The 18,589-nt window shown below is 43.8% G+C and carries 14 protein-coding genes and 1 pseudogene; all 15 read left to right on the forward strand.

Going from position 1 to position 18,589, the window contains the following annotated elements; translation table 11 throughout:
* The first annotated feature begins 68 nt into the window (after positions 1-68).
* The 15 genes and pseudogenes from ACGHCT_RS02140 (at position 69) to ACGHCT_RS02210 (ending at position 18,454) form a co-directional block, all read left to right on the forward strand.
* Positions 69-1,713: pseudogene (locus tag ACGHCT_RS02140) on the forward strand (recombinase family protein).
* A gap of 313 nt (positions 1,714-2,026) precedes the next feature.
* Complete coding sequence (locus ACGHCT_RS02145) at positions 2,027-2,743, forward strand: hypothetical protein (protein WP_390437914.1); 717 nt, start codon at positions 2,027-2,029, stop codon at positions 2,741-2,743.
* The gene (locus tag ACGHCT_RS02150) at positions 2,740-3,714 is read left to right on the forward strand and encodes a MucBP domain-containing protein (protein WP_390437916.1); all 975 of its coding nucleotides are present in this window, start codon (positions 2,740-2,742) and stop codon (positions 3,712-3,714) included. Before ACGHCT_RS02145 ends, ACGHCT_RS02150 begins: the two co-directional genes overlap by 4 nt.
* A 214-nt stretch (positions 3,715-3,928) precedes the next feature.
* On the forward strand, positions 3,929-5,164 hold the full coding sequence (locus ACGHCT_RS02155) for a BTAD domain-containing putative transcriptional regulator (protein WP_072850264.1): 1,236 nt from the start codon (positions 3,929-3,931) through the stop codon (positions 5,162-5,164).
* Positions 5,165-5,181: 17 nt separating this feature from the next.
* The gene (locus ACGHCT_RS02160; RefSeq protein WP_072850266.1) at positions 5,182-5,616 is read left to right on the forward strand and encodes a hypothetical protein; all 435 of its coding nucleotides are present in this window, start codon (positions 5,182-5,184) and stop codon (positions 5,614-5,616) included.
* Positions 5,617-5,690: 74 nt separating this feature from the next.
* Complete coding sequence (locus ACGHCT_RS02165) at positions 5,691-6,911, forward strand: BTAD domain-containing putative transcriptional regulator (protein ID WP_072850268.1); 1,221 nt, start codon at positions 5,691-5,693, stop codon at positions 6,909-6,911.
* Between the two features lie 234 nt (positions 6,912-7,145).
* On the forward strand, positions 7,146-13,151 hold the full coding sequence (locus tag ACGHCT_RS02170) for a VWA domain-containing protein (RefSeq protein ID WP_390437919.1): 6,006 nt from the start codon (positions 7,146-7,148) through the stop codon (positions 13,149-13,151).
* Positions 13,152-13,202: 51 nt separating this feature from the next.
* The gene (locus ACGHCT_RS02175) at positions 13,203-13,706 is read left to right on the forward strand and encodes a signal peptidase I (RefSeq protein WP_390440109.1); all 504 of its coding nucleotides are present in this window, start codon (positions 13,203-13,205) and stop codon (positions 13,704-13,706) included.
* Complete coding sequence (locus ACGHCT_RS02180) at positions 13,703-14,383, forward strand: hypothetical protein (protein ID WP_390437921.1); 681 nt, start codon at positions 13,703-13,705, stop codon at positions 14,381-14,383. The genes ACGHCT_RS02175 and ACGHCT_RS02180 overlap by 4 nt, the downstream gene beginning before the upstream one ends.
* Positions 14,384-14,662: 279 nt before the next feature.
* Positions 14,663-15,370 (forward strand): hypothetical protein, encoded by a 708-nt coding sequence (locus tag ACGHCT_RS02185; RefSeq protein WP_390437923.1) that lies wholly within the window; start codon positions 14,663-14,665, stop codon positions 15,368-15,370.
* 64 nt (positions 15,371-15,434) lie between these two features.
* Positions 15,435-16,241, forward strand: a complete 807-nt coding sequence (locus tag ACGHCT_RS02190) for a SipW-dependent-type signal peptide-containing protein (protein ID WP_390437925.1) — start codon at positions 15,435-15,437, stop codon at positions 16,239-16,241.
* Positions 16,242-16,271: 30 nt separating this feature from the next.
* Complete coding sequence (locus ACGHCT_RS02195) at positions 16,272-16,970, forward strand: SipW-dependent-type signal peptide-containing protein (RefSeq protein WP_072850282.1); 699 nt, start codon at positions 16,272-16,274, stop codon at positions 16,968-16,970.
* Between the two features lie 48 nt (positions 16,971-17,018).
* Positions 17,019-17,663: a SipW-dependent-type signal peptide-containing protein gene (locus ACGHCT_RS02200; RefSeq protein ID WP_390437928.1), complete on the forward strand. Its 645-nt coding sequence runs from the start codon at positions 17,019-17,021 to the stop codon at positions 17,661-17,663.
* A gap of 81 nt (positions 17,664-17,744) precedes the next feature.
* Entirely contained in the window at positions 17,745-17,957 is a 213-nt protein-coding gene (locus tag ACGHCT_RS02205; protein WP_072850287.1) for a hypothetical protein, read from the forward strand.
* Complete coding sequence (locus ACGHCT_RS02210) at positions 17,954-18,454, forward strand: signal peptidase I (RefSeq protein ID WP_158640985.1); 501 nt, start codon at positions 17,954-17,956, stop codon at positions 18,452-18,454. The genes ACGHCT_RS02205 and ACGHCT_RS02210 overlap by 4 nt, the downstream gene beginning before the upstream one ends.
* Positions 18,455-18,589: the final 135 nt, after the last annotated feature.

The raw sequence follows: 18,589 nt of genomic DNA on the forward strand, positions 1-18,589 counted from the left end.
TGATTTTCCAGTGTTTTCAAAAGTATCGTTATCTAACGTCAGCTTTCCAAAGACCAAGTTTCCAGAACATGATTAAGGACATTGAAAGCGGTCTGATAAACTGCGTTATCACGAAAGATTTATCTCGTCTGGGGAGGAACTATCTTGATTGCGGACTGTATCTGGAAGTGTTTTTCCCAGAGCATAATGTGAGGTATATAGCGGTCAATGACGGCGTGGACACGCTCAATAAATCCGCTATGGACATCACGCCTTTCCGCAACATCCTAAACGAAATGTATTCCGCCGATGTGTCGGTCAAGATAAAATCGGCGTACCGAGCGAGGTTTCAGCAGGGGAAATTCATGGGGACGACAGCACCATACGGTTACGTCAAAGACCCCGCCGACCACAACCATCTGCTGATAGATGACAAAGTTGCCCATGTGGTAAGGGAAATATTTGACCTTGCGTTAGCGGGCAACGGAATCGCCAAAATCCGCAAGCACATCAACAAACAGCATATCTTACGCCCCGCCGCTTATGCGGCGGAGCAGGGGGCAACAGGCTATGAGAGGTATTTTGAGGAGAATGAGGAGAACCGTTATATTTGGAGCGAGAACAGCGTAAGGGGCATTTTAAGAAGCCCGATATATGCGGGAAACCTTGCAGGCTACAAGCGGATTGCCGCCAACATGAAAAGCAAGAAACGCCCCTCTAAGCTGCCCGAAGAATGGGAAGTGATACCAGACACCCATGAGGGGATAGTCACGCAGGAGGAATTTGATACCGTACAGCAGCTTATTACAAGCCGCAGATTACCAGAAAACAAGGGCGGCTTTGAGAACATCTTTGCAGGCGTTATTAAGTGTGCGGACTGCGGCTATGCGATGCGGGCTATGAGTGCCAACAGGAGGAAACGCCCCGACATCATCGACTGCGTACAATATTCCTGCAATAATTATGGCAGATACGGTAATATCATGTGTACCGCACACAGCATTGAAGCGAGGGACTTGTTCAACGCTGTCCTCACCGACATCAACCGATTTGCGGATATGGCAGTCAATGATGAAAAGGCAGTGAGGGCGATTGAAAAGCGGCTCACGGAAACAGACCAGAGCAAGGCAAAGGCACTGGAAAAGGAGCAAAGAAAACTGAACAAACGCCTTGCAGAACTGGACAGGCTGTTTTCCTCACTCTATGAAGATAAGGTGATGGAGCGTATTACCGAGCGGAATTTTGAGATGATGTCGGGAAAATACCAGAAAGAACAGCTTGAAATTGAAGCAAGGCTGAAAGAGGTAACGGAAACGCTCAGCGACAGCTATGAGAAGACGCAGGGTGTCCGTGATTTCCTCTCCCTAATCCGCAACTATCAAGGCATTAAGGAACTGGACGCAACCATCATAAACGCACTTATAGACAAGATACTTGTTTCGGAACGTGAGAAACTTACAGACGGAATGGTGCGGCAGGAAATCAAGATTTATTATAAATTCATCGGCTTTGTCGGTGAATTACATATCACACCGACAAAGCGGTGGACTGCGTTAAAGCCTAAGAATTGTACGGTGTGCGGTGTTGAATATGTTCCCCGCTCTGGCATATCGAAGTATTGTCCTGCTTGTGCCAAGAAGATACAGAGGGAGAAATCAAACGAGAGCAAACGCAGGAGCAGGGAGCGAAACAGACAGGCATGTATTGAACTGTCCGCAAAAAATGACCGACTGAAATGGATCGTGCAGGACGCAGATAAGGAATATGGTGAGTTGGTTTATTGTTACTATCGTGAGCCCTTAGAGGTGGGCAGCGAGGCAGAGGTTATGAACCAAGTTACGGTATTAAAGAACGTTGTTGAAAATAGTAACAAGTATGCAGGATTGAAATGCCATATAGACTTTGAAACGGATGCGGTACAGGTAACACCAGGTGCGGTAGATACTACAAAACCTAATGATGCATTGATGGCTGAATGGGGGATAGAGGTATGGCTGAATGCGGATCAATCTATTAACCAGGTAGAAGAGCAGTAAGGAGGGCAAAGATGATTAAAAAGAAAATAGCAGCAGCTGTTTTAATTGCCACATTAGTTATTGGAACAGCCGTAACCGCTTTTGCATCAGAAAAAGTCCTTACTTATCCGGATGACTTCAGTACAACAGCCGGTACAGAGACACTGTCCGAGGCATTTTCTAATATGCTTCCCGGAGAAACCAGGGCGCAGACCATAGAACTGAAAAATGTGGATTCGGATCAGATGAAATTTTATATGTATACGGAAATAACTGAGAACCTAGCTGATAAGGGGGATCAGAATGCAATTTACACTCTGGAACTTCAAAAGGCGGGAGAAACAGAACCCTTCTTCTCTGGCATAATAGGGAAGGATAAGGTTGATTTGGGTAAGGACAGATTAACTGAAGACAATCAAGTATTGCTGGATAGCCTTAAAAAAGGACAAAAATCGGAAATAATCATTACAATTAATCTGGATGGGGATTCTGCGGAAAATACATATGAAAACGAAAGAGGTACTATAAAAATGGTTTTCAGTGCCTCAGAGGACAATGGGATTCCAACTATTCAGAAGATAAGAAAGACAGAAAAGAAGGTTTATGGTGCCGCAAAGACGATCACGAAGGTAGTGAAAACAGGAGATGAATTCCCAGTAGAAGCCTTATTGGCTTTGGCGGGGATAAGTTTAGCGGCCATTACAATGGTGATTTTAAAACGGAAAAAGAAAGTAGAGGATGAAATATGAAAAAAGCAAAGAGCGGACTGAAAAATAGAATAATAACATTTCTCTCAGTTTGTACTCTTGCAGCAGCACTTTTTCCGGCCGTTCCGGTACACGCTGAGGGAGCAAGAAGCTATCAGGTAGTTTTTCGCGCAGGGGCACATGGGACCATTTCTCAAGTAGGCAACGTGCCAAATATTGAGGAAGAGGATCCGGAGAAGTTAGTCCTTAGGGTTGATTATGGCTCAAAGATGCCGGTTACGTCTGGCAACATTGTAGTTACTGAAAGCAGCGGATATGAGTTTACCGGCTGGAGCCCTGATTTTGACTCAAACTCTACGGTCACGAAAAAAACAGTTTATGTAGCTCAATATAAGAAGTTAATTGATGAAGTGAACTATACAGTAAATTATATAGATCAGGATGGTAATTCACTGTTAACTCAGAAGGTAGTAGTTTGCAACAAGAATGAGAAAAAGACAGAGGAAGCACCGGTTATAGCAAATTACACCTCTCCGGGAACTAGTTCTGTGGATGTAGATACTTCTAAAGATGGAACAGTCATTACTTTTCAGTATACTGTGCAGCCACAAGAGGAAATTGTAAATCAGACAGAAGAGGTGTTTGTTCCAGGGACTACCACAACAAATGTGGTAACCCAAACCGGCACACCTGGCACCACAACGACTCCAGGAACCGCAACAACACCTGGCACCACCACAACCCCGGAGGCCACAACCCCAGAAACAACACCAACCGAGGAACCGGGTACAACGACGATTCCGGAGGAGGAAGTTCCTCTGGCAGAGAATCCTGCAGGCGGAGAGGATAATGAAGAACAGGATACCACAACCATCGAAGACGAAGAAGTGCCTTTGGCGGATAAAGAATTAAAGAAAGATAATTCCAAATGGATCTATTCTGCAATCGCGGGGGGAGGTATCCTCGTATTAGGTGCAGCTGCATTGATTCTTGCGCGGCGCAGAAAGATGTAAAAGTAAAGTTAACTTTATGAAAAAAGCTCGTCGACAAGGCCTGGTATCTGATACCGGACCTTGTTTTTGCGTAAATTTATACACTTCGTATATCCAAAACTGCATAAAATGTACCGAAAACTGCCTGAGCGGACTGGAAAACCGCCAGGGTTTTTGTTATACTGTAATACAGAACGAAGACGATAAGAATTTGCGCACAGTGAAGCAGGGTCAGATGGGGAATAAAAAGATGGATGATAACTACATATTAAAAGTTCATATGTTTGGTGAGTTTCTGGTCAGCGGAAGGGAAGGCAGGCTGGATGATGATAAGATTCGATCTGAGATGATGACAAAGCTTTTGGCTTATATTTTCTGCCACCGGCGTAAAAAGGTGACTGTCATGGAATTGGCAGAGGCACTTTGGCATGATGATAAAAGTGACAATCCTGCAGGCGCATTAAAGAACTTGATGTACCGTGTACGAAATATAATGAAAAAGGAATGGGGAGAGCTGGATTTTATACTGACAGGAAGAGGAACCTACAGCTGGAACCCTGAGGTTCCGGTATGGATCGACACAGAGGAATTTGAACGTCTCTGCAGACGGGCCAATGCCGGGGGAAGCTGCGGGGAAAAGATTGATGGTCTGCTTCAGGCAGTTAAACTTTACCGGGGGCCGTTTCTTCCTAAACTCAGCGGAGAATACTGGGCGGCATCTCTTTCTACCTATTATCACTCTATGTATCTTACGTCGGTGAAGGCCCTTGCCGCTCTTTTGGAGGAAAACGGCCGCTATGAGGAGATGGGAACGGTCTGCCAAAAGGCAATCCTGCTTGACGGGCTGGACGAAGAGCTGCACTGTTGTTTTATAAAGGCGTTAATCGGTCAGAACAAGCAGAATCTTGCCCTGGAACATTATCAGAAAGCAGTAGATATGCTGTATGATAACCTGGGGGTCAGGCCTTCTAGAGAACTCCGGGAGGTCTATGAGGAATTATTAAAGCAGAAACATTCACAGGAACTTGATTTGGGCAATATCCAGGATGAATTAAAGTCTGAGGATGACGGCAGCGGAGCGTTTCTATGCGAGTACGGCGTATTTAAAAAGTCGTATCATCTGGAGCAGCGCAGAGCCAGCAGGCTGGGACTTCCTGTGTACATCTCTCTGATTACAGTTTATCCGTCTATCGATGTACAGGAAGACAGTGAGGCGTATCTGAAACTGATCAACAACGGGATGGGGGTAATGGAAACGGTACTTATATCCTCCCTCAGGACAGGGGATGTCATATCTAGATACAGCGGCAATCAGTTTATTGTAATGCTTCCCAACTGCCAGTATGATGCCTCCCAAATGATTATGAAGCGGATACAGGATAATTTTTATACCAGAGATAAGAAACTTAAAGTAAAGATTCAGTACAGTGTAGATGAGATTGAATTAAACAGAAATCGGATTGAGCGATAAAGCAGGGAGGCGGATGTGTGGAGAAGTATCTAGGCGGGTTTCCGGTTAACAGTATCCGCGTATGTGTGGATGAACAGGATAAAGATGAAATCCGGGGGACCATATGCGGGGTTGGATTGGAACATGAACTTCCCTTTTATAATATGACTAATCTTATACTGGTAATTGAGGAGGCTCTGAACAGGATTGGGACGCCTCAGGCGTACCAAAAAGTGAGGACATTTCATGAAGAGAAGGCAGGCGAGAATCATTCGGGCTTCTGCGGAAACCCGACACGTTACAAAGAGGCATCTGAAATACATGCCAGGGAAGGCAGTATTAAAACCTTAGACATTGTAGTTTCATCCAGACAGCATACCAGTATGCAGGGTATTGTAAAAAACATAGAGGGAAAAGTTGTGGGTGAATTTAACAGCGATTTGGATTTGATAAAACTGATAGCTGATGCATAGATTATTTCAGACCCCGCTTGCTGGGACATATAGTTTTAGAAACACGAAATTAGGACAGAAAAGAGATGATGTGGATGGAAACAGAAAAGCAGAACAATGAAATATGGAATGTCCGTCTTTTCGGACGATTTGAAGTTTCCGGTCAGAACGAAGTTCTGGATGAGGAGAAGATCCGTTCAGAGATGGTAACAAAGCTGCTGTCCTATATTTTCTGTCATAGAAAAAGAAATATTACAATCCAGGAACTGGGAGATGCCCTGTGGCACGATGACGGAAGTGATAACCCGGCAGGTGCTTTGAAAAATCTGATGTACCGGCTGCGGACGATTATGAAAAAGGAGTGGGGCAGGACCGATTTTATAGTTACCGGAAGAGGTACCTATACCTGGAATCCGGAACTACATATAGAAATTGACGCGGAGGAATTTGAAAAGCTATGCAAAGACGCCCCCAGGGAAGAAAATGCAGACGATGAGATTGCCGCTTTGGAAGAAGCAGTCCGCCTTTACCGGGGAGCCTTTCTTCCCAAATTAACAGGGGAATACTGGGTGGCGCCTCTTGCTACCTATTATCACTCTATGTTTCTGACGGCGGTGAAGCGTCTGGCGGGGTTGCTGGAGGAACACAGCAGATACGATGAGATGTCTCAGATCTGCAGCAGGGCTATTGAGCTGGATGCCTTGGATGAGGAGCTGCACTGCTGGCTGATTAAAGCTTTAATCGGCCAGAATAAGCAGAATCTTGCCATTGAACACTACCAGAAGACAGTGGATCTCCTCTACGATAACCTGGGAGTAAGGCCTTCTGAGGAACTCAGAGGTGTATATGAAACCCTTTTGAAGCAGAAGCACGAACAGGAGCTGGATTTGAGTAAGATACAAAAAGAACTGAAGGCAGATGACGACGGAAGGGGGGCCTTCCTGTGTGAGTATGGAGTTTTTAAAAAGTCCTATCATCTGGAGATAAGACGGGCGGGCCGCCTGGGGATGTCTATCTACCTGTCCCTGATTACCCTGTATCCCTCTATAGGTGTAAAGAAGGACAGTGCCGCCTATACCAATATTATTAATAAGGGAATGGATATCATGCAGCAGGTGCTCCTTAGCTCCCTGCGGACAGGAGATGTGATTTCCAGATACAGCAGCACACAGTTCATTATTATGCTGCCCACCTGCCAGTATGAGACGGCTATGATGGTCATGGAGCGGATACAGAACCGGTTTTATTCCTCTGATGAAAAGACAAAGATTAAGATACAGTACAGTGTGGATGAAATAGACTTGAGTAAGCTGTAAACGGTATAGAAACAGGGGTATGGGAAGAGAATGTTATCAGTCACATAACGTTCTCTTTTTTGCTGAAAAAAAATCTGAAAACCTGGCGTTTGTGACCAATGTGTGACTTGAAATTGGTATAGTACAGTTGTAAAACTTAAAAAGCAGTTTTATGCCTGCAACATGAAGGTAACGAAATAGAATGCTTCAGGTACATATTTCGATTTAAATAAAGGAATAGGAAAGGGGAACGTTATGAGAGCAGATAAGAAGATAATGAGATATATCGCGGGACTTTTGTGTATGGTGCTTCTGGCTACCACGGTATTTCCTCAAATGACAGTGAATGCGTCTGCAGAGCAGGGGGTCGGGGACACCGAAAAGGTGGAGAATGAAGATGCGGGGAACGCAAAAGAGGAACAACAGGAGAAAGAGCCCGCCGCGGATCCGGAACAGACAGTCAGGGAATTGGTTTCAGATTCTCCCGCTGTATACCCGCTCAATAATGATGCATCTGAGGCTAACGATGAACCGCTTGTTTCTGAGTACGTCTACGAAGATGATGATATGATCGTGAAGGCAGAGCTTACCAACCCGAGTGCGATTCCGCAGGGTTCAGAGCTTCAGATTCGTTCTATTGCTGCAGAGGATGAAACACAAAAAGACAGATATTATAACATTTTCGGTTTCCTGACACAGAAGGCAAAAGAGGAACAGTTTGTCATTGATGGTTTTCTGGCATATGAATTGTATTTCCTTTACAACGGTCAGGAGATAGTACCCGCCGATGGTGATGTAAATGTATCTATAACATATAAGAATGAAATTGTCCCGGATGCTTACAAGAATTCCCAGCAGGATGGAAAAGAAGTAAAACTATATCAGCTTCAAAAGGATGCATCGCAGGAAGAAACCATTCTTGTTGCGGACATGGCAGATAATATGACGGGATTCACCCAGACAGAAAACGGCGGTGTGGATGAGCTCGGTTTTACTATGAACAGCTACCTGCCTTTTATACTCACCTGGAAACAGGCTCATCAATTGGATGTTGTGCCTGAAAACAGCGGAGATAACAGCCAGGGGACAGACGGGGAAGTTCCTTCAGAGGATCAAAACATTACTTATGAATATAAAGATGAGACCATACAGGCAACTGCTGTTGCAGAAAAAGGAGTTCTTCCTGATGACGTTCAGTTACAGGTAAAGCCTATTGAGAAGGGAGAAGAGAATCCAGATGCGATAGGGAGCATACAGGAAGAGATGCAGCAGAATGGCCTTGTGATTGGGGATGTAGCTGCCTATGACATTAAATTTATGCAGGACGGAGAGGAAGTGGAACCCAGCCAGGAGGTAAAGATACAGATTAGTTTTGTGGAAGGCCTGAAACTGGAGGGAAGCAAGGATTATTACTTCTATCATGTAAAAGATGACGGAAGCGTGCAGGATAAGGATGCTTCTTTAAAAATAAATGAAGATGAGACTATTACCGGAATTGATTTTACTTCCGATGAGTTCTCAGAATATGACATTGTCAAAACCAAGGCAGTTGAAGATGGGATTGAGACAATTGTGAATGATGAAACCGGTAAAAGCTATACGGCTGTCGGCGCAGTGAGAAGCAACACCAATGAGGGTGTGGTTACAGATAAGACAGCAAAGGCTAATACCACACCGGACGGGCAGAAAGATGGAACGTACACCATTGATTTAAGTGCTTATGCTACAGGCGTTGTAACGCTTGCCGGGGCAACGGATATTGTACTGGTTCTGGACCAATCCGGAAGTATGGATGATCCCATAGGAGTGACAACAAAGATTTATACCCCTCAATATCGTGACATCAGTTTTCAAAATGATTACTATATCAAGGACGGAACGGAATACAAGAAGGTAACGGCGTCAGGCAGCTATGGAAATTATTATTGGTCTTACAATGGAAGACGTATAACGCCTGCTTCTTATGAAGGGGCTGAAAATCCAAACAGGAATATTTATGTTTTTTATACCCTTGAAGAAAAATCCCAGACAAAGATGGAAGTACTGAAGGATTCGGTAAATGCATTTATTGAAATGGTGAAAGAGGATGCCGCTGCCCAGAATCTGAATCATAAGATTGCTATTGTGGGATACGCTTCTGAAAGTGGATATGGAGACAATACAGAAGTATTATCCGTGTCGGGGAATAACTCCAGCGGTTATTTGAACGATCGGTATGTATCTGCAGGTGTCAAGTATGGAAATGCATCAAACACAACTTACGCGAACGCACTCCAGGATGTGACAGTGGCAGAGGATGTCCAGATGCTGGATAAAGCCGTAGCGGTGCTGGCAACCAACGGTGCCACCAGGTCCGACTTGGGTATGGAGATGGCACAAAAAGTATTTGCGAACAATCCAATCGAGGATGGGGAAAGAAACCGGGTAGTTGTCATGTTTACCGACGGTGTACCCACCACCAGTTCTAGTTTTAGCAATACTGTTGCAGGCAGTGCGGTTGGAACTAGTAACGAGATAAAGAATACCCAGGGAGCTACCGTGTACACTATCGGTGTTGCTTCACAATCAGCGCCTCTGAATCCGGGAGTGAATCCAACTACCAACATGGATAAATATATGAATTATGTATCCTCCAATTATCCGAATGCGAACGCGACTTATGACAGAAGGGGGAACATAACCGGATTTGAGCCTGGAAGCGGAGGAGATTACACTGCCAATTATTATGCAAGCGCCGGTGACGCGGAAGCTTTGCAGGCAATATTTGATAATATTGCCCATGAGGTAGGCAAGTCCAACACGACCCTTAATGAAAAGTCAAAGATTGTAGATTATATTTCCGATTATTTTTCAATGGAGGGTCTGGAGTATAAGATTTATGAATCCTCTTATCTGGGCAATGGCCAGTGGGGACCGGAAGTAGAAAATACAGATTTAGAAAATTCTAATAATGTCATTATTAACAAACGGGACGGGAGTGTTTCCGTAGAGGGATTTGACTATAGCCAGAATTATATACTGGAGAATGATCCGAAAACCGGCAAACCTTCAGGGAAAAAACTGATTATAAAGCTGACAGTGAACGCGGCGGATGGATTTATAGGGGGAAATGAAGTGCCTACCAATGATTCTGCCTACATCGCAGATCAGAAAGGCAAAATAGTCAAAGATTTTCCGGTTCCGACCGTAGATGTTCCGCTGCAGTATGATTTCCTGACGCAGGATCAAAGTATTTATATCACCCAGCAGTGGTCAGATGTAAAAACTTTTCTGCAGGGATATGAGGGAAATGCCCTTCCTTATCAGATAGATGGAAAAACTTATTACGTCAGCGGTATCAACAATGACTATGCAGATGTGCTGTACACGGTAAAGCAGGGCGATAAAGTAATCGGCACTTATAAAGTGAAGGCGGGCAGTGACACCGGAGCCTGGCTGGAGGAGCCTTCCATTGACACTACAGGTTTAACGAGTGCGGAGGAATTTACCATTTCTGCAAAGATTACTCCTGCCTATGAAGGAGAAGAGAAGGAGATTTCTACAGAAGCCAAGGAAGCCACACTTCATATTTTCAAACCCGAAGTTGTCAGTACAGACACAACTATCTATCTTGGAGAAACAACTGATCTGGCTGAAAGGATTACTGGTGTAAACTGGAACTGCGAAGAAGAAAATGCTCCTCAGCCCCAGGCCGGTGCACCGGATTTATCCTATGAATATACCGGAGTAAATGGTGCTGCGGAAGTAAAAGATTCGGCGAAATACGGTCCGGAAAAGGATGCAGATATTAAGCTGACAGTTACAGCAAACGGCAAGGATATCACAAAGCACACGTTATTTGCAAATACCAGCCCTACCCATGAGGGGGCAAAGGATCATAACTTTACCATTTATGTAAAGCCTGCTATCCTTCAGTTTACCAAGGAAGATACCAGCGGAACCCCCCTGGAGGGAGCGGAATTTGAACTGTATGACGGTGAAGAACTGATAGCGAAGGCAGCTTCTGCAGCTGACGGTGTTGTTAAGTTTGAGAATCTGGCCGCAGGCAGCTATACCCTAAAGGAGACTAAGGCGCCCAAAGGATATATCCGCGGGGATAGTATCTGGCGTGTTGAAGTGAAGCAAGGTGTGGGTACCATATATGGTTCCAACGATAAACCTTTGGATGCTATTTTGAACTACAGCGCAGACGGCTCTATCGAAAAGAATAAATCGGTTAATGTACAGAGCTGGGATGACAGAACATACACCATCAAGCTGGATGCCTCCTCTGTTATTTCTAAGGAAGAGGGCGGCGGAAAGACGCCGATTGATGTAGTGTTAGTTTTGGATGTGTCAGGCAGTATGGGCTGGAATTGTTATACAATTGAACATACCTTTAAAGTGACCAGCAAAAATCTGGAGAAACTGGATAAAAATGAAACCTATGCAATTAAGAACGGTTCTTCTAGCTGGTATTATGTTAAATATGTGAATTCAGCCTGGAGATATAATACGAGTACATGGGTTGGAAATAATTCATCCAAGGTAATTAGCAAGTATGAAGATCAGGAAGTAGACTTCTATACGATTACTACCAGAATAGACGCCATGCAAAAGGCCGCGGTTGATTTTATTGAGCAGCTTAAGGAGAGATCGCCGGAGAGCAATGTAGGAATCGTTGCATTCAGCAGCAGTGTGAAAGAAACCTGGACGAAGGGATTAACCAGTGTCTCAGACGCCTCGCTCATAACTACGATTAACAGTATGAGTGCAAACGGAGGCACACAGCCTTCAAAAGGATTGAAAAGGGCAGGAACAATTCTGGAAAATGCATCTAATGCAAAGCATGTTGTACTGCTGACAGATGGTGAACCGGATGGGGAGTCTGAATCTGCAGGTAAAAATGCGGCAACAGACTTAAAGAGTAAGGATATTACCATTCATACTATTGGATTTGCCCTGGACAATGATACAAACCGTTTTCTCAGAGAGGATATAGCCAGTGAGATTAATGGAACGCCCAGTGCTTATACCGCGGATAATGCTACGGAATTGATTAACGCCTTCAAATTTATTCTGGACTCCACCCAGGTTGGCATTACAATTGAGGAGGCAGTGATAAGAGATTATATTGATCCCAGGTTCGAACTTCTGAATGTAGTAGACGGCAAAGTGGAAGGCGGAACAGTGGGCACCGATGAGTACGGCACTTATGTGGAATGGGAAACCAGCATCCTGCCGAAGACAGATGAAGGGGAACCAGGCTGGCAGAAAACATTGGTTGTAAAAGCAAAGGATACCTATATCGGGGGCAATAATGTTGTCACCAATGGTCCGGAATCAGGAATAACAATCAATGGAGGCAAAAATTATCCGTTTGATCAGCCGACAGTTAATGTTAAAGTAAGATTTGATATCGGCAGCGCAGAGGATACCATATTCTATGGTGATAACATAGCCAATTACCTGACAGACGAAGTGGTGAAAGGTATATTTAATCCTTCGGAGGTTAAATATAAGGACACTGTATTTACAGACCTCAGTGCGGAAGACTTTACTATGACCTGGTACAATGAAAAGGATCAGGAGGTATCCCTTGAGGATATCAGAAACAGTGAAGTGGAAGGGACATATTATCTGAAAGTTACTTATAACAACTACGGAGGCGCAAGCAGCGCAGACAGTAAAAACCACACCGGCGGCTATGAGGTTACGCCTGAGAATGCATCTATGACCGGAACATACAAAGTGCATGTGGTGAAGGGGCAGATCCAGCTTACTAAGATCATAGACCAGAAGTATACCCAGGTTAAGAAAACCAATTCTGAGCAGAGCTTTATTTTCCGGGTAGACAGAAGAGCTGAAGAGGATTTGGCAAGTGATATTCTGGATACTTATTATGTAACGATCCGCTTTGACGCCAACGGAAATGTGGTATCAGGAACGGATACTATCTCAGGATTGAAGAAAGGCTTCTATACGGTAACAGAGCAGACGGAATGGTCTAGTAAATACAACAAGGACCTGGTAACTGTCTGGGATAATTACAGCGATACAAAATACGCGGGAGCCGTGTCGGGAGTGCTTCCTATCGGAAAACTGCTGAATGACGGAAAAACAAACGAAAACGGCCAGTATGATTTTTACGGCACTGAAGATGACACCTATGCTAAATATGCGGTAAACCACAAAGCTGAGGTGGAATATAACAATAAAATAAAGGAAGACTGGAACTGGTTAAGTGATGTTGCGTCAGCGGTGAATGCGTTTATTAAGTAGAAATGCTCAGGAATAAGTGGTAATATAAGTGCAAGGAGGAAAGAGACATTGATGAAAAGAATATACAAGTGGGTGACAACAATATTGCTCATTGTACTTATAGCCTTTGTGGCGGTACTATTTGTACCCAGAGTATTAGGGCTGAAGCCGTTAGCGGTTTTGAGCGGAAGTATGGAACCAACCTATCACGTGGGAAGCCTTGTGTACATCAGCAAGGTTTCCCCGGAAGATGTAAAAGTGGGAGATCCCATAACATTTAACATAGGAGAAGATACGGTTGTTACGCACCGGGTGATTGAGGTGGATCAGGATAACCAATGTTTTAAGACAAAGGGAGATGCCAACAATACTGAGGACGGAGGAACGGTGGCTTACTCGGCTGTAATCGGTAAACCGGTCTTCTCTATTCCTTATATGGGATATATAGCAGTTCATGCCAGCACAAGGACGGGAACCATACTTTTAATTACATTGATACTGGTTGTTTTGATTTTAACATTTTTGCCTGACTGGCTGATGAAGGAAGACAAAGATGGGGATGGAGGTGAATCATGAAAAAGCTTAGTAAAAAAGCCAGGATAATAACGGCTGCGGCGGGCTCAGCTCTGGTACTCATCTGTGTGATAGGAGTCACATTAGCTCTTCTGAAGACAAAGTCGGATCAGGCAGTAAATGACTTTCAGGGTGCCTCGGTGAATATCGGTGTGCTGGAAGGAAATGATGTGTACGAGAATGGTGATAACATAAACGGGGAATTCACGAGGATAGATACGAGTAAGGACAAAACAGTAGCAAAAGTGGTTCGTATCCAAAATATAGATTCTAAAGATTTCCCTACCAGTGACACGTTTGTGAGAGTTCGTCTGGTGCCGATCTTCCGATACGATGACGGGACTTCCTACGAAGGGCAGGTATATCCCCAGTCGGTGGAACCGGATAAGCTGAAATACACCTACGGGGAAGGATGGGCAGATAAGTGGATTGTCACGGGAACCTCAGTGACATCGCCCACGGATTTTGACACATACTACTATTATAAATCCGCCATTGCCCCGGGAACGGCAACAGATCCTCTGATTACGGCAGTTACCTATACAGGCGATGTACCGAAAGACGCACATCTGGAGATTCAGGTGCTGGCCGAGGGTATATCTTCGAAACAGAGAGATTCTGTAATTTCTGCCTGGACGGGAGTCAGAGTGGATGAAGAAGGCTTGCTGATTAATGAGTAATATAGAACCAATAAAGTAAAAGACAGCAGTGACAAGTATAACTATTTGTCGCTGCTGTCTTTTACTTTATGTACAGGAAAAGCTTTCATCAGTAATATTCTTCCTTTTTGTGACCGGAGTGTGACTTGGTGCTGGCATAATATAACCATAAGATGGTTGAAAGGAATCAACCGGAGCAGTAACAAAAATAAAATATAGCAGCATGTGACCGAGATGTGACTTGCAAAGTGCATAATAAGTTTATAAAGTGAAAAGCACTCCGGAAGAGAGGAATGTGGAATGATAAAAAAGAATAAGAAGAGGTTGAAATTTCTAATCGTTTTTTCTTTAGTAGTAACCTTGGGAATAGGAGTAACGCTGGCACTGCTAAAGGACATTACAGAGACAAAAAAGAATACATTTTCTTCTAATAAGAAGATAGCCCTGCTCCTTAGGGAACCCAGCTGGGACGGATATGAATTCACCGATAAGTCGACAACAAATGGCCAGAGTGCTAAGCCGGGACTTACAGAGGAGGAAAGGAACAAGCTGGGAGTTGAGAAAGCGGCCCGCTACGTACCCGGAGAAGATATTCCTAAAAATCCCCAGGTAAAGAACAATGGGGATGCAGATTCGGGGATTCCGGTGTATGCGGCAATCAAAGTGCAGTTCATGGATGAGACAGATACACAGGTTACCTATCAGCAGTTCATGAGCCGGTATCTGGATTCGGCAGGAATTAGTTTTGACACTGCACACTGGGAGGAAATAGAAACTCAAAATGCAGATAAGCTTTTTATTTACAGAGACATATTGCAGCCTGGCGAGGATACCGCGGAACATCCGTTATTTACAGAGGTGCCTATAAGTTTAGAGCTTTTACCTGACGGAAAAACCGGATTGCTCCCGGGATTTAATATCACGATTACCGCTTATGCAATACAGTCTGATTATGTGGAGGATCCCAAAGGGGAAATGTTAAAGTTCATAAACGGGATTACAGAATAAGGTTTCAAAAAGACAATTTCTTTTAAAAATAAAAATATGAAGTGAAAAAATGGAGGATAAGATTATGGCAAACAAGAAAAGATTAGCAACAACGGTTGGAGCAATGGCTCTCACAGCAGTATTGGCAATTGGCGGTACATTGGCTTATTTATCACAGGTAACAGAGACTAAGAAGAATATGTTTACCGGAAGTGACAACCTGAAAACAACCATTACAGAGACCGAGTGGAAGGGCGGAGAAGATTATACACCAGGTAAGGCTATCGCAAAGAACCCGGTAATCACAAACCAGGCTGATTCAAGCACTTCAATTTATGCAGGTGTGAAGATTCAGTTCTATGATCACAATAATAAACCAATCAGCTATAATACGTTCGTAGAAAAATATGCTACGGTACAGTATAAAGATGCTGAGGGTGCATTTAAAGAAGGATTTAATCCGGCGTGGGTAGTGGACGCTGCAACAGAGGACAGTGCAACGGGACTTTTCCTTCATTACAATACAGAAGTAGCACCCGGCAATCCTACCGCGGCAGTATTTGATCAGGTAACAGTTAACTATGGCATTAAAAAAGAGTGGAATCAGAAGAGTGAAGTTACAACTGTATATCCTGTAAAAAAGGATGATAACGGAAATTATGTGACAGATGAAAAGGGAAACTATGTACCTGATACATCAAAACCCATTGAGTCTACCACTGAAGTAGGGGATACATCTGTAACATTTGTTGACAGCAATGGTGAAGTGGTTGATGCATTTGTATTACCTCAGTTCCAGATTGATGTAACTGGTTATGCTGTGCAGTCCGCAGATTTAACACTTGAGAAGGGCGTTGTTGAACTGAAGGCTTTAGCAGGACTTAACAAATAATAGTTAATTAGAAGATGAAGGAGAGCCGATATGAATAATAAAAAATTAAGAAAATCATTAATTGCACTGGGATTGGTTGCAATCGTCGGAATTGGCGGTACATTAGCATACTTCAGCCAGAAGACGGAGGAAAAACAGAACGTATTTACCATGGGAGCAGGCCTTACCGGAGAACTGAAGGAACCCGAATGGGATAATGTAGACTTCGGCGGCGGTTCAGCAGGAATTGAAGAAGGCAAATTAGGAGAGAAATTAGCGGAAAACTTTACTCCCGGCTTAGAGATTCCTAAGGACCCTGCAATTAAAAACACCACAGTTACAGAGGAAGGCAAAGCTGCAGATGCATGGGTAGCTATCAAGATTAAATATGTAGGTGCTGACAGAGAAACCGCAACTACATACGCAGCATTAGATAAATTTATCAATGTTACCTTCGGAGATAAGTGGACACTGAATGATGACAAAACAATTGCTTACTATAATGTTAAACTTCCGGCAGGAGAAACCACACAGGATCTGTTCTCCAAAGTAGTGATTGACAATAAAGCAATCACACAGGCGCAGTATGACAATAAACAGTTCAATGCAAGCCTTTATTCAGATGAGGATCCGGCATCCAACTACATTATGAGCAACTTCAACATTGAACTTCAGGGGTATCTGGTACAGACAGAAGGATTTGAAAATGCGCAGGCAGCAATGGCAGGAGCTTATCCGGACGAATTTTAATTATAACGGAAGGAAAGCAAATTAAAATGACAAGGAAAGGTGAATAATATGATGAACAGAAAAAAACTCACAGCAGTTGTTGCATCAGTTGCCCTGGTTGCTGTACTGGGAATCGGCGGAACATTGATGTACTTTACGGATAGCGATGCAAAAAGCAATGTAATTACGTTAGGTAAGGTAGACGGCTCTCTTACTGAGACTGGCGATGGTACAGAAACATCTGACGGTGGAAGACAATATGATAAAATCCAACCAGGTGATGAATTAGCTAAAGTGCCAGTTGTGACATTAGATGGAGAATCCCAAGATGCATACCTGAGAATGAAAATGGAAATTAAAGGCTTTGAAGCCCCTGGATTAGATGGGTATGCAGAAAAGATTGAGGAGTTGTTGGATATTGATAAAAATGTATGGACTAAGGGAACGGATGATTATTACTACTATAATGTTAAGTTAACCGCAAAGGATATGGAGAATCGTCCTCAGGATGCTATGGCAACATTTTTTACTAAAGTTACTATTCCTACGGAATGGGGGAATGAAGTGTCTGAGGCAACCTTTAAAATCAATCTTGTAGCAGAGTTAATTCAGGCAGACAATTTTGAGGATGGCCAGGGAAATATTATCCGGGATGCTGATACTAATATGATTATAGGATGGAATAACACAGGTACTATTGAGCCTGCAAAATAATTGAACAAAAGCTACATACCCCCAACCGTCCGTCCAGGCCGGCTGGGGGCATAATAAGAAAAAGCAGAAAGGGAATGAAGTATGGGTGAAGAACACAAAACTCAAGTGATTGAGGCGGCGGGACAGAGTTTCATCGTCGAAATAAAATGCGTTCAGAATCATACCTGGCAGGGGGTTGTGACCTGGGTGGAACAAAAAAAGAAAGTTCCTTTTCGAAGTGCTTTAGAATTAATCAAGTTATTAGACTCTGCAGTGGGATCTGAACATTTAGAAACTATGGAGGAATGGAAATGATAGGAAGAGTACTTAATATTCTCGGCACTGTCATTGTATTAGGAATCATCCTGATATCCATTCCTTTTTTAGTGCCTAAAATTATGGGCTATCATGTATACGATGTGATCAGCGGGAGTATGGAGCCTGAGTATCCCAAAGGGTGTCTGGTTCTGGTAAAACCCCTGGAACCCGGACAGGTGCAGGAGGGTGATGTCATTACCTTCCGGGTGAGCAGCACCTCGGATGCAGTCACCACGCACCGGGTGGTGGGGATAGATGAGGACAAACAGATCTTCCGCACCAAGGGTGATGCCAACAGCGGGCAGGACGCGGAGCCGGTGGCCTTTCAGCGGCTGGTGGGAAAGGTAATGTTTAAGATTCCTCTTCTGGGAAATTATGCCCGGTTTATCCGTTCTACGCCGGGAACTGTGACGGGAATCTTCCTATTTATAATAGCTATTTTGCTGTGGTATATGGGCTCGCTCCTTACACCAAGGAAAGCAAAGAGAGAATGAGTGTATATGCAGGCAAAGGAATGGGACTCCTTCGGCAGAGAATAAAGGGGTTAAAGTTTAATATAAGGGACGTTGTTGCTTCATCATAGACAACGTCCCCGATTGTTTTTCTTGCAAAACAATGAATAAAAAAGA

It is taken from the genome of Lactonifactor longoviformis (assembly GCF_042848515.1).
Taxonomy (GTDB): domain Bacteria; phylum Bacillota; class Clostridia; order Lachnospirales; family Lachnospiraceae; genus Lactonifactor; species Lactonifactor longoviformis.

Bases quoted from the DNA above. Each gene is read 5' to 3' on its own strand.
- ACGHCT_RS02185 (WP_390437923.1), top strand. From the start codon at position 14,663: ATGATAAAAAAGAATAAGAAGAGGTTGAAATTTCTAATCGTTTTTTCT.
- ACGHCT_RS02195 (WP_072850282.1), top strand. From the start codon at position 16,272: ATGAATAATAAAAAATTAAGAAAATCATTAATTGCACTGGGATTGGTT.
- ACGHCT_RS02190 (WP_390437925.1), top strand. From the start codon at position 15,435: ATGGCAAACAAGAAAAGATTAGCAACAACGGTTGGAGCAATGGCTCTC.
- ACGHCT_RS02200 (WP_390437928.1), top strand. From the start codon at position 17,019: ATGATGAACAGAAAAAAACTCACAGCAGTTGTTGCATCAGTTGCCCTG.
- ACGHCT_RS02175 (WP_390440109.1), top strand. From the start codon at position 13,203: ATGAAAAGAATATACAAGTGGGTGACAACAATATTGCTCATTGTACTT.
- ACGHCT_RS02165 (WP_072850268.1), top strand. From the start codon at position 5,691: ATGGAAACAGAAAAGCAGAACAATGAAATATGGAATGTCCGTCTTTTC.
- ACGHCT_RS02145 (WP_390437914.1), top strand. From the start codon at position 2,027: ATGATTAAAAAGAAAATAGCAGCAGCTGTTTTAATTGCCACATTAGTT.
- ACGHCT_RS02205 (WP_072850287.1), top strand. From the start codon at position 17,745: ATGGGTGAAGAACACAAAACTCAAGTGATTGAGGCGGCGGGACAGAGT.
- ACGHCT_RS02155 (WP_072850264.1), top strand. From the start codon at position 3,929: ATGGGGAATAAAAAGATGGATGATAACTACATATTAAAAGTTCATATG.
- ACGHCT_RS02170 (WP_390437919.1), top strand. From the start codon at position 7,146: ATGAGAGCAGATAAGAAGATAATGAGATATATCGCGGGACTTTTGTGT.
- ACGHCT_RS02180 (WP_390437921.1), top strand. From the start codon at position 13,703: ATGAAAAAGCTTAGTAAAAAAGCCAGGATAATAACGGCTGCGGCGGGC.
- ACGHCT_RS02150 (WP_390437916.1), top strand. From the start codon at position 2,740: ATGAAAAAAGCAAAGAGCGGACTGAAAAATAGAATAATAACATTTCTC.
- ACGHCT_RS02210 (WP_158640985.1), top strand. From the start codon at position 17,954: ATGATAGGAAGAGTACTTAATATTCTCGGCACTGTCATTGTATTAGGA.